Annotated in this window: 11 protein-coding genes; all 11 read left to right on the forward strand. The window is 64.3% G+C overall.

The features are described from left to right. Positions 1 to 76 precede the first annotated feature (76 nt). The 11 genes from B7G53_RS09095 (at position 77) to B7G53_RS09145 (ending at position 11,515) form a co-directional block, all read left to right on the forward strand. Positions 77 to 1,312 (forward strand): CaiB/BaiF CoA transferase family protein, encoded by a 1,236-nt coding sequence (locus B7G53_RS09095; protein ID WP_096666811.1) that lies wholly within the window; start codon positions 77 to 79, stop codon positions 1,310 to 1,312. After that, positions 1,309 to 2,475, forward strand: coding sequence for an acyl-CoA dehydrogenase family protein (locus B7G53_RS09100; protein ID WP_096666813.1), 1,167 nt, complete (start codon positions 1,309 to 1,311; stop codon positions 2,473 to 2,475). Before B7G53_RS09095 ends, B7G53_RS09100 begins: the two co-directional genes overlap by 4 nt. A gap of 37 nt (positions 2,476 to 2,512) precedes the next feature. Beyond that, positions 2,513 to 3,670, forward strand: a complete 1,158-nt coding sequence (locus B7G53_RS09105; protein WP_096666815.1) for a CaiB/BaiF CoA transferase family protein — start codon at positions 2,513 to 2,515, stop codon at positions 3,668 to 3,670. 130 nt (positions 3,671 to 3,800) lie between these two features. Further along, positions 3,801 to 4,412, forward strand: a complete 612-nt coding sequence (locus B7G53_RS09110; protein WP_176491322.1) for a TRAP transporter small permease subunit — start codon at positions 3,801 to 3,803, stop codon at positions 4,410 to 4,412. Next, the gene (locus B7G53_RS09115; protein WP_096666819.1) at positions 4,409 to 5,698 is read left to right on the forward strand and encodes a TRAP transporter large permease; all 1,290 of its coding nucleotides are present in this window, start codon (positions 4,409 to 4,411) and stop codon (positions 5,696 to 5,698) included. Before B7G53_RS09110 ends, B7G53_RS09115 begins: the two co-directional genes overlap by 4 nt. A gap of 56 nt (positions 5,699 to 5,754) precedes the next feature. Beyond that, positions 5,755 to 6,780 carry a TRAP transporter substrate-binding protein gene (locus B7G53_RS09120; RefSeq protein WP_096666821.1) on the forward strand — a complete coding sequence of 342 codons (1,026 nt, stop codon included), beginning with the start codon at positions 5,755 to 5,757 and terminating at the stop codon, positions 6,778 to 6,780. 22 nt (positions 6,781 to 6,802) lie between these two features. Further along, positions 6,803 to 7,954: an acyl-CoA dehydrogenase family protein gene (locus B7G53_RS09125; RefSeq protein WP_096666823.1), complete on the forward strand. Its 1,152-nt coding sequence runs from the start codon at positions 6,803 to 6,805 to the stop codon at positions 7,952 to 7,954. After that, the gene (locus tag B7G53_RS09130; RefSeq protein ID WP_096666825.1) at positions 7,951 to 8,973 is read left to right on the forward strand and encodes an acyl-CoA dehydrogenase; all 1,023 of its coding nucleotides are present in this window, start codon (positions 7,951 to 7,953) and stop codon (positions 8,971 to 8,973) included. Before B7G53_RS09125 ends, B7G53_RS09130 begins: the two co-directional genes overlap by 4 nt. Then, positions 8,970 to 9,761, forward strand: coding sequence for a crotonase/enoyl-CoA hydratase family protein (locus B7G53_RS09135; protein ID WP_096666827.1), 792 nt, complete (start codon positions 8,970 to 8,972; stop codon positions 9,759 to 9,761). The genes B7G53_RS09130 and B7G53_RS09135 overlap by 4 nt, the downstream gene beginning before the upstream one ends. A 47-nt stretch (positions 9,762 to 9,808) precedes the next feature. Further along, positions 9,809 to 10,558, forward strand: coding sequence for an electron transfer flavoprotein subunit beta/FixA family protein (locus tag B7G53_RS09140; RefSeq protein ID WP_096666829.1), 750 nt, complete (start codon positions 9,809 to 9,811; stop codon positions 10,556 to 10,558). 12 nt (positions 10,559 to 10,570) lie between these two features. Continuing rightward, positions 10,571 to 11,515, forward strand: coding sequence for an electron transfer flavoprotein subunit alpha/FixB family protein (locus tag B7G53_RS09145; protein ID WP_096666831.1), 945 nt, complete (start codon positions 10,571 to 10,573; stop codon positions 11,513 to 11,515). Positions 11,516 to 11,608: the final 93 nt, after the last annotated feature.

Below are 11,608 nucleotides of genomic sequence, written 5' to 3' on the forward strand. Positions count from 1 at the left end.
TTATCCATAGAAAGTGAAGATTGTTCATGTCGAACAACGCTTCCAACATCATTGAGCAGAAGATTGAGGTCATTACATGGGTCCATTGCACGGCATCAAGATCATCGACATGACGTCGGTGCTGATGGGGCCCTTCGCGACGCTGTCGCTGGGCGACATGGGCGCCGACATCATCAAAATCGAGGCGCCGCAAGGCGACCTGGTGCGCGAGATCGGCCCGGGTCGGCACGCCGACATGGGCCCGATCTTCCTCAATGCCAATCGCAGCAAGCGCAGCATCGCGCTCGACCTGAAGAAGCCTGCCGGGCTGAACGTGCTCCACCGCTTGCTGGCTGACGCGGACGTGCTCGTCTACAACGTGCGGCCCAATGCCATGGCACGGCTCGGACTCGACTATGAAACGGTGGCCGCCATCAACCCGCGCATCGTCTATGCAGGTCTGTTCGGCTTTGGTCAGGACGGACCCTATGCCGCGCGTCCCGCATACGACGATCTGATGCAGGGCGGTGCGGCGCTGTCACACCTGATCGCGCGCTCCGGCGACGGCACGCCGCGCTACGTGCCAACGGCGATGGCCGACCGCATCGTCGGCCTGACCGCCGTGGGCGGCATCCTCGCAAGCCTGCTGGCACGCGAGCGTACCGGGCGCGGACAGCGGCTGGACGTGCCGATGTTCGAAACGATGGTGGGCTTCGTGCTTGGCGACCACCTGGGCGGACTGACCTACGACCCGCCGCTGGATGGCGGCGGCTATGCGCGCCAGCTCTCGCCGGAGCGGCGCCCGTACCGCACGCGCGATGGTTATGTCTGCGCCGTGGTCTACAACGACAAGCAGTGGGAGCGGTTCCTGCGCGCGGTGGGCCGCGAGTCCCTGCTTGCCACCGATCCCCGTTTCGCCACCTTCGCCGCACGCGCGCGCAACATCGACGCGGTGTATGGCGAACTCGCCCGCATGTTCGAAGAACGGACCACTGCCGAATGGATGAAGCTGCTTGAGGAGAGCGACGTGCCGATGATGCCGATGCACGACCTGCACAGCGTGCTCGAAGACCCTCACCTGCAGGCCACGGGTTTCTTCTCGATCACCGATCACCCGAGCGAGGGACGAATCCGCCAGATGCGCATGCCGATGACCTGGTCCGACAGCCAGCCCGGGCCGGCGCGCCATGCGCCCCGGCTCGGCGAACACAGTGTCGAAGTGCTGCAACAGGTCGGATTCAGCGACGCAGAGATCGAGAAGCTCATCGAGGAAGGAACGGTGCTTGTGTGCAGCGAGCGCTCTCCAACCACCCCATCGAAAGGAACCATATGAACTTTACGTTAACCGAGCAGCAGGAAAGTATTCGAGAGGCGATTGCGAAGATCTGCGGCCGCTTCAACGACCAGTACTGGTTTGACCGCGACCACGACGGACGCTTCCCCGAGGAGTTCTACCAGGCGCTCGCGGGCGACGGCTGGCTCGGTATGTGCATCGGCGAGCAGTACGGCGGCGCGGGGCTCGGCGTGACGGAGGCGGCGCTGATGATGCAGACCATCGCGCAATCCGGTGGCGGTATGTCGGCGGCATCGTCCGTGCACATCAATCTCTTCGGGCTCAACCCGGTAGCGGTGTTTGGCAACGAAGAGCAGCGCCTGCGCATGCTGCCGCCGGTGGCGCGCGGCGAGGTCAAGAGCTGCTTTGGCGTGACCGAGCCGAACACCGGCCTCAACACGACACAGCTCAAAACGCGCGCCGTGCGCAAAGGCGACCGCTACGTCGTCAACGGGCAGAAGGTGTGGATATCGACGGCGCAGGTGGCACACAAAATCCTGCTTCTCGCCCGCACAACGCCGCTCGAGGAGGTGGACAAGCCGACGCACGGCCTGAGCCTCTTCTACACGAACTTCGACCGCAGCCGCATCACCGTGCACGAGATCGAGAAGATGGGCCGCAAGTGCGTGGACTCGAACGAACTGTTCTTCGAGGACTTCGAGATTCCGGTCGAGGACCGCATCGGCGAGGAAGGCCGCGGCTTCGAGTACATCCTGCACGGCATGAATCCCGAACGCGTCCTGATCGCCGCCGAGGCGGTGGGCATCGGACGGCTCGCGCTGTCGCGCGCGGTCGACTACGCAAAGCAACGGGTAGTATTCAACCGGCCGATCGGCAAGAACCAGGCGATCCAGCACCCGCTGGCGCAGAACTGGATGGAGCTCGAGGCGGCGAACCTGATGGTCATGCAGGCGGCCTGGCAGTACGACAACGACATGAACTGCGGCGCCGCGGCCAATGCCGCCAAGTACCTCGCCGGGGAGGCCGGCTTCAACGCCTGTCAGCAGGCGGTCATGGTCCACGGCGGCTTCGGCTATGCCAAGGAATACCACGTCGAGCGCTACCTGCGCGAGGTGATGATTCCGCGCATCGCGCCAATCAGCCCGCAACTGGTGCTGTGCTACATCGCCGAGAAGGTGCTCGGCCTTCCGAAGTCCTACTGACGCCCCGGCCGCCGACAACATGAGCACTTCTCCTGGCATGAACGCCGGCCCGCTGGCCGGGCTGAAAGTGGTGGAATTCGCCGGCATCGGTCCTGGGCCGATGTGCGGCATGCTGCTCGCCGACCTGGGTGCGCAGGTGCTGCGCATCGACCGCCTGGAGCCGAGCGGCCTTGGGGTCGCGCGGCCCGCACGCTTCGATCTGCTGCAGCGCGGCAAGCGGTCACTGCGCATCGACCTGAAGCGCGACGCGGGCGTCGCCCTGGCCCGCGAGCTGGTCGCCCGGGCCGACGCTCTGATCGAGGGCTTCCGTCCCGGGACCATGGAACGCATGGGTCTCGGCCCCGACGTGTGCATCGGCCTGAACCCGCGGCTGGTCTACGGTCGCGTCACCGGCTTCGGGCAGACCGGCCCGCTGGCGCGAAGCGCCGGGCACGACCTCAACTACGTGGCGCTCGCGGGTGCGCTGCATGCCATCGGTCGAGAAGGCACCGCCCCGACGCCGCCGCTGAACCTGCTGGGCGACTACGCGGGCGGCGCGATGCTGCTCGCCTTCGGGATCATGAGCGCGCTGTGGAGCGCACGCGAAAGCGGGCGCGGGCAGATCGTCGATGCGGCGATGATTGACGGTGTGGCGTCGCTAATGACCAGCCTGTACGGCCTTCTCGCCGCCGGGCTGCAAAACGGGCCGCGAGGCACGAACCTGCTCGACTCGGGTGCGCCGCACTACGACGTGTACCGCTGCGCCGACGGTGAGTACGTGTCGGTGGCGCCGCTGGAAACAAAGTTTCGGGAGGTTTTCGTCGCGCGTTTGGGGCTTTCCCCGGGTGACCTGCCCGACGTCCAGGATCCCGGCCGGTGGCCCGAAGCCAGGCGGAAGTTGGCCGAACTTTTCGCAGGCCGCACCCGTGCACAGTGGTGCGAACTGCTTGAAGGCAGCGATGCCTGTTTCGCGCCGGTGCTCGCACCGCTGGAGGCGCCGAATCACCCTCATCACCGCGCACGCCAAACCTTCATCGAGATCGACGGCATTGCACAACCCGCGCCGGCCCCGCGATTCAGCGTGACACCGCCGCGTCTCCCCGAGCCGCCGTATCCGCCAGGCGAAGGTGGCATCGAGTGGGCCGCGCAGTGGGGTATTCCCGAAGAGGTGCTGTTCCGCGGTGTCGCACCCGACGACGGCACTGCATCTAACTGAGAAAGATTTACATGACCGGACTGCAGTCATTTTCGGTGGGACATCTATTTGATCGTGTTTACCGCAGTGCGGGTGCCCAGGAGAGACCGCAGGCATTTCGAGCGAAACGAAAACACCAATGGAAAGGCCGATGACCGCCATGCTTGCCAACACCAAAACGCCGCCCGACGACCCCCGCCGGCCCGCCGGAGCCTACGCGATGCTGCGGCGCGCGGTCGACGTGCTCGACGCGGCGCTGATGGTCGTCGGCTGCCTGATGCTGTTCCTGCTGATGCTCGTCGTGGTGTTCGACGTGTCGCTGCGCTATCTCTTCAATTCGCCGCTGATCTGGTCCTACGAGGTGATCTCCAACTACCTGATGCCGGGCCTTTTCTTCCTCGCCGTATCAGACACGCTCAAGGCGCATGCCCATGTCAGCGTCGACATCGTCCACAACTACATCTCCACGAACACGCGCTATTTGTTCCAGGCAATCTGCAGCGTGATCGCCGCGCCCGTGTTTTTCTACATCACGGTCGTCTCAACGCAGCGCACCTTCGAGGAATTCCAGTCGGGAGCGGTGTCCACGAGCGGACTGGAATTGCCCAGTTGGACCATTAGCGCGTTGCTGCCGCTCGGCTTCGGCCTGCTGGCGATCCGCCTGACGCTCGATGCGGGCGGTTATGTCTGGACGCTGGCGTCAGGCCGGGAAATTGTACCGCTGCCACCGATGTCGGGCACGGAAGAAGAGGTGACACCATGATCGCATCCGGGATCGTCTTCCTCTTGTTCCTGCTGCTCGCACTGGGCATGCCAGTGGCTTTTTCTCTCGCCACCGCGGGCACCCTCGGGCTCTATCTGATCGGCGGGCTGGAGGCTCTGGCGGGCGTCGTCGCGACGACGCCGCTGGCGACTGCTGGTACCTATGAGCTGATCTCCGTGCCCATGTTCATCCTAATGGCCGAGTTCGTGATCCTGAGCGGCGTGGCCGACAACTTGTTCAAGGCCGCAGCCACCTGGGTCGGCCGCGTGCCGGGCGGCCTCGCCATGGCGACGGCGCTTGCCGGTGCGGGCTTCGGCGCGATTTCGGGCTCAAGCACCGCCTCGGCCGCGACGCTGTCGTCGACCACTATGCCGATGATGCTGAAGCAAGGCTACGATCCGAAGCTCGCCGGCGGGGTGGTGGCGATTTCGGGAACGCTCGCGATGCTGATTCCTCCAAGCATCGCGCTCGTCCTCTACGGAATCATCGCCGACGTGAATATCGGCCAGTTGCTGGTCGGCGGCGTGATCCCGGGCATTCTCGTCACGCTCACGATCATTGCCACCGTGTGGGTGCTGGTCAAGCTCGACCCCGCCGCGGCGCCGCTCGGCAACGCGTATTCGATGCGCGAGAAATTCGCTTCGCTGAAGGTCGTCGGCCCGATGCTGGCATTGTTCATGTCGGTCACCGGCGTGATCTACACCGGCATCGCGACGCCGACCGAAGCGTCCGGCCTCGGCGCCTTCGGCGCGTTCCTGATCGCGCTTCGGGAGCGCAAGGTCAACAGGGCCTCGCTGATGAAGGCGCTGACCCATGCCGCCCATGCGAGTTGCATGATCATCATGATCATCGTGTGCGCGAAGATCTTCGGGTATTTCTTCACCCTCACGCAGGCGACGCAGAGCATCGTCCAGTGGGTCGGCGCGCTCGACGTGTCGCGCTGGGTGGTAATGGCTTTCATCCTCTTCGGCTTTCTGGTCCTCGGCTGCGTGATGGACCAGGTCGCGATCCTGATCCTGACAGTCCCGATCGTCCTGCCGCTGGTCAAGGCACTCGGATTTGATCCGGTGTGGTTCGGCGTCATCGTCATCGTCGTGGCCGAGGTCGGCCTCGTCACGCCGCCCGTCGGCCTGAACGTCTTCGTCGTCTCGCGCTACGCGAAGCGGCCGCTGCGGGAAATCTTCGCCGGGGTGTGGCCCCATGTCTTCAGCCACCTGCTGTTGCTGATCGTGCTCGTCGCGTTCCCCTCCATCATTCTTTGGCTTCCTTCTCAGATGGCGCCCTGACCGACTAGGTCTAACGCCGATTTTCCGTCCCACGTCCCACAATGAAAGGCTTCCACATGACTCGAATCGTCAACAGGGCCATCCAGACGCTCGCCCTCGTGTCCGTTTGCACCGCAGGGCCCGCTCTCGCCCAGACGCCGATCAAGCTCAAGATCGCCGACTCGTTCCCGGTCGGCCACTACCTGCCAAAGTACATCATCTACCCGATGATGGAGCGGCTGAAGGAGAACCCGGCAGCCAAGGGCATCGAGTTTGAGTACTACCCGGCTGAGCAGTTGGGCAAGGCGAAGGACTTCCTGGCGCTCACGCAGTCTGGCCTGGTCGACATCGCGTACGTTGCACCGGGCTTCGTGTCCGACAAGATGCCTCTGTCCGTCGTGGCCGAGCTGCCGCTGGACTTCACCGGCTCGTGCCAGGGCACCCTCGCCTACTGGAACCTCGCGAAGCCGGGCGGGCTGATCGCGAAGAAGGAGTTTGAGCCCAACGGCGTGCGCTTGCTGTTCACGATCGTGCTGCCGCCTTACCAGATCGTCACGCGCAAGCCCTTCGCCACGCTGAAGGATGTCGAGGGCATGAAAATCCGCGCATCAGGCTCGGCCAAGGAACTGGTGCTGAAGAAAATCAAGGCCACGCCCGTGTTGATGCCGACGCCCGACGTTTACGAGTCGCTGTCGCGCGGCACGATCGACGGCGTGCTGTTCCCGTTCAACAGCCTCGCGCCGTACAACATACACAAGCTGTCGAAGACCTCCACGGTCGGCGAGAACTTCGGCACCTTCATCGCCAACTACGTGATCAGCGAGAAGCGCTGGCAGACTCTGCCCCCGGCGATCCAGGCCCAGTTGTCGGCGATGGGCGATGACATCGTGCGCAGCGCGTGCGCGCAGGTCGAAAAGGATGAAGCCGGCGACATAGAGAAGGTCAAGCAGGCCGGCGTCAATCTCATCACCTTGTCGACGGCCGACAAAGCGGTGGTAGCCAACGCGATGAGCGAAGTCGCCAAGGAGTGGGCCGAGGGCCTGGACAAGCGCGGACGCCCCGGCACCGAGGTGCTGAACGCGTTCAAGGCCGGCCTCAAGTGACGGCGGCGCGCCGGGCAGTCCCATGATCGATGCACTTTCCCTCGTATCCGTGCCGCACGCGGCCGAGGCGCTTCGCGCCGAGGTGCGCGCCTTCCTCGACGACACGCTACGCGACATGCCGCCTGAGCGGCGTGCGCAGTCGTGGCTCGGGTTCGACGCGGACTTCAGCAAGGCGCTGGGCCAGCGCGGCTGGATCGGGCTGGCGCTGCCGCACGAGTACGGCGGTGGCGGACGGGACGCATTCGCCCGCTTCGTCCTGGTCGAGGAACTGCTCTCGCGCGGCGCACCGGTGTCGGCGCACTGGATCGCGGAGCGCCAGAGCGCGCCCGTGATCCTGCGTTACGGCACCGAGGAACAGAAGCGGTTCTACGTGCCGCGCGTGTGCAGCGGCGACCTGTTCTTCTGCATCGGGATGAGCGAGCCGCAGTCGGGCTCCGACCTCGCGAGCATCAAGACGCGGGCAACGCCTACGCCGGGGGGCTGGCGCCTGAAAGGCCAGAAGGTCTGGACCACGAACGCGCACCGATCGCATTTCATGATCGCGCTGGTGCGAACGTCCGGCACGGCGGAAGACCGCCATGACGGGCTCTCGCAGTTCGTCATCGATCTCACGCTGCCCGGCATCACGGTGCGTCCGATCGAGGACCTCACCGGCGGCAAGCACTTCAGCGAAGTGTTCTTCGACGACGTCGAGCTGCCGCACGACGCGCTGGTCGGTCAGGAAGGTTCGGGCTGGAAACAGGTGACGGCCGAACTCGCCTACGAGCGAAGCGGCCCCGAGCGCATCTACTCCAGCATCGTGCTCTTCGACACCTGGCTGGATCACCTGCGTTGCGAGCGGGCCGACGATGAGGCATCCATCGTCCTCGCGGGGCGCATCGTCGGCCACCTGGCGACGCTGCGGTCGATGTCGGTGGCGGTCACGGCGAAGGTGAACGCCGGTGACAGTCCGATGGTGGAAGCGTCGCTCGTCAAGGACCTTGGCACCGAGCTTGAGCAGTTTATTCCGCTCGCGATCGGCGACGCCATCGCGAGCGCGTCCGAACGCGATGCGCCGGCCGAGTTGCTGCGGACGCTGACCTACGTGACGCAGATCGCGCCGACCTATTCGCTTCGCGGCGGCACACGAGAAATATTGCGCAGCCTGATCGCGCGCGGATTGGGACTTCGATGAACGAACTCTTGTCGCAGGCATTCGAGCGCCTGCTGGCCGATTGCTCCACGCCCAAGGCGATCCGGCAGGTGGAGCGCGGCGGGTCCACCGCCGAATTGTGGGCGCGCATCGACGAATCGGGCTACCTGGACGCGCTGGTGGCGGAGCAGACCGGCGGAGCGGGACTGTCGCTCGCCGACGCGTTTCCGCTGTTCGTGGCCGAAGGACACCATGCGCTACCGGTGCCGCTGGCGCACACGATGGTCGTACGCGCCGTGCTGGCGCATGCGGGCATCGAGGCACCGGCCGGAGCGATCGCGATGGCATCGCAAACTCGCGTCGATGCGGGGGGCGCGGTAACCGCGCTCGCGACACCGTACGGCAAGATCGCGGACTGGGTTGCCGCCGCCATGCCCGACGGCTGGCTGCTGCTGCCTACCGCGAAGGCCGATGTGCGAGACACCGGCATTCACGGCAGCCTGCGCGCTGACCTGTACTGGCCGGCGCAGGCGCGCGCGGGACTCGCGCTTCACGCGGCCGTCGCGTGGCGCGAGGCGGGTGCGGCAATCGCTGCGGCGCAGCTCGCCGGCGCCATGCAGCGGACGCTCGAAATGACGGTCGTCTATGCCAACGACAGGGTGCAGTTCGGCCGCTCGATCGGAAAGTTCCAGGCGATTCAGCACCAGATCAGCGTGATGGCCGAGCATGTCGTGGCCGCGCACATGGCCGCCGAAATAGGCTGCAGCGGGCCGGGGCCGCTGCCGCACGGCCTGCGTGCGGCGCTCGCGAAAGCGCGCGCCAGCGAGGCGGCCACGCTGGCGACATCGACAGCGCATGCCGTTCACGGCGCGATCGGCGTCACGGCGGAGATGGACCTGCAGATCTACACCCGCCGCATCCACGAATGGCGCGCCGACTTCGGCTCGGAGCGTCACTGGAATCGTGTACTGGGCCAGGCGCTCATGGCCTCGCCCGCCGCGTCGGCGCTCGAATTCATGCGCGCCGACCTCATCCCAACCACCAAGGAACCCGCGCCATGAGCACTTTTCTTTTGTACGAGCAATCGGGAGCGGTCGTCACGCTCACGATGAATGCGCCCGAGTCGCGCAATGCGCTAACCGGCAATAACGCGCCGCAGGAATTCGTCGACGCCTGTGCGCGCATTTCAGAGGACATGTCGGTGCGCGCCGTGGTGCTCACAGGCGCCGGCCCGGTGTTCTCCTCCGGCGGCAACCTGAAGCACATGAAGGCGCTGTTCGACGAGACGCCGAGCGCGATCCGCAACTGGTACCGCCAGGGCATCCAGCGTCTGTCGACGGCGCTCTATAACCTCGAGGTGCCAACCATCGCTGCCGTCAACGGTGCCGCTATCGGCGCGGGATGCGACCTCACCTGCATGTGCGACATCCGGATCGCGGCGGACACCGCATCCTTCGCCGAAAGTTTCGTGCGCGTCGGTCTTATTCCGGGCGACGGGGGCGCCTGGCTGCTGCCGCGGGTGGTCGGCATGTCAAAGGCCATGGAAATGTCGTTCACCGGCGATTCGCTGTCGGCCGCCGAAGCGCTCGCATGCGGCCTCGTGTCGAAGGTCGTGCCGGCCGACCGGTTGATGGACGAGGCCCGCGCACTCGCTGGGCGGATCGCGAAAAACCCCGGCACGGGCCTGCGCATGACGAAGCGTCTGTTGCGCGAAGGGCAGCACATGCGGCTCGAATCGCTGCTCGAAATGTCGGCCGGCTTCCAGGCCATCGCGCACAAGACGCCACACCACGTCGAGGCGGTGAACGCTTTCATCGAGAAACGCGCGCCGAACTTCCCTGATCGCTGACCACCAACAGGGCGTCAGAGTTTGTACTTTTGAATATTTTTCCCCTTATGAAAATCCTAGTCCCCGTTAAACGCGTAGTCGACTACAACGTCAAGGTCCGCGTCAAGTCGGACAACACCGGTGTAGATATTGCCAACGTCAAAATGAGCATGAACCCGTTTGACGAAATCGCCGTCGAAGAAGCCATGCGCCTCAAAGAAAAAGGCGTGGCCACCGAGGTGATCGCCGTGTCTTGCGGCGTGGCCCAATGCCAGGAAACCCTGCGCACCGCCATGGCCATCGGCGCCGACCGTGCCATTCTCGTGCAGACAGACGTGGAGCTGCAGCCGCTGGCCGTGGCCAAGTTGCTCAAGGCCCTGATCGACAAAGAACAACCTGGCCTGGTGCTTCTGGGCAAACAAGCCATTGACGATGACTGCGCCCAAACTGGCCAGATGCTCGCGGCCTTGGCCGACCTGCCCCAAGCCACATTTGCCAGCAAAGTCGAAGTGGCCGATGGCAAAGCCACTGTTACCCGCGAAGTGGACGGCGGTCTGGAAACCATCTCGGTCACATTGCCAGCCATCGTGACCGTGGACCTGCGCCTCAATGAGCCGCGCTATGTGACCCTGCCCAACATCATGAAGGCCAAGAAAAAGCCGCTTGACATCGTCACGCCGCAAGACCTCGGCATTGACGTGTCACCGCGTCTGAAGATTATCAAGGTCTGTGAGCCGCCCAAGCGCAGCGCCGGCATCATGGTCCCGGATGTGTCCACCCTGGTGGACAAACTCAGAAACGAAGCCAAAGTGATCTAAGGAATTGAAGAAATGAACGTCCTCGTTATTGCGGAACACGACCATCACGCCATCAAGCCAGCCACGCTGAACTGTGTCATGGCTGCTGCCCAAATCAGTATGTTCACTGATGGGCAGGTCCATCTGATGGTAATTGGCCACCATGCCCATCAAGCCGTGGAAGCGGCGACACACATACCCGGCATTGCTAAAGTCATTCATGCCGACGGTGAGCAGTTTGCCCACGCGCTGGCCGAGAACGTGGCCGCCCAAGTGCTGGCCGTGGCCGGCAATTACTCGCATATCCTGTTTGCCGCCACTGCTGGCGGCAAGAACGTGGCCCCGCGCGTGGCCGCCCAGCTCGACGTTGCCCAGATCTCGGACATCACCCGAATCGACAGCATCGATACCTTTGAGCGCCCAATCTATGCCGGCAATGCCCTGGCTTGCGTGCAAAGCCTCGATGCCATCAAGGTCATTACGGTGCGCACGACCGCGTTTGATGCGGCGCGAGCCAGCAGCGGCTCAGCCACCGTTGAAGTAATTTCCGCCGTGCCAGCCCATGGCAAAACCACTTTTATCGGCAGCGAAATCGCCAAAAACGATCGCCCTGAACTGACCGCCGCCAAGGTGGTGGTCTCTGGTGGCCGCGCCTTGGGTTCGAGCGAGAAGTTCACCGAAGTCATGACGCCGCTGGCCGACAAGCTCGGTGCGGCCATGGGTGCCTCACGCGCTGCCGTGGATGCAGGTTACGCCCCCAACGATTGGCAGGTCGGCCAGACCGGCAAGATCGTGGCGCCCCAACTCTACATTGCAGCGGGCATCAGCGGCGCCATTCAGCACCTGGCTGGTATGAAAGACTCCAAGGTGATTGTGGCGATCAACAAGGACCCGGAAGCGCCGATCTTCAGTGTGGCCGATTATGGGCTCGAGGCCGACTTGTTCGTGGCGGTGCCTGAAATGGTCGCTTCGCTCTAGACCGAACTTTGGCACATGTGAAGGAGCGACTCCATTGCTTTACTACGTCAATGCTTGCAGGAGCATCGCTAGCGCCGTCTTGCTCGGTTTGTT

Source organism: Polaromonas sp. AET17H-212, assembly GCF_002379085.1.
In the GTDB taxonomy this organism is placed as follows: Bacteria; Pseudomonadota; Gammaproteobacteria; order Burkholderiales; family Burkholderiaceae_C; genus Polaromonas.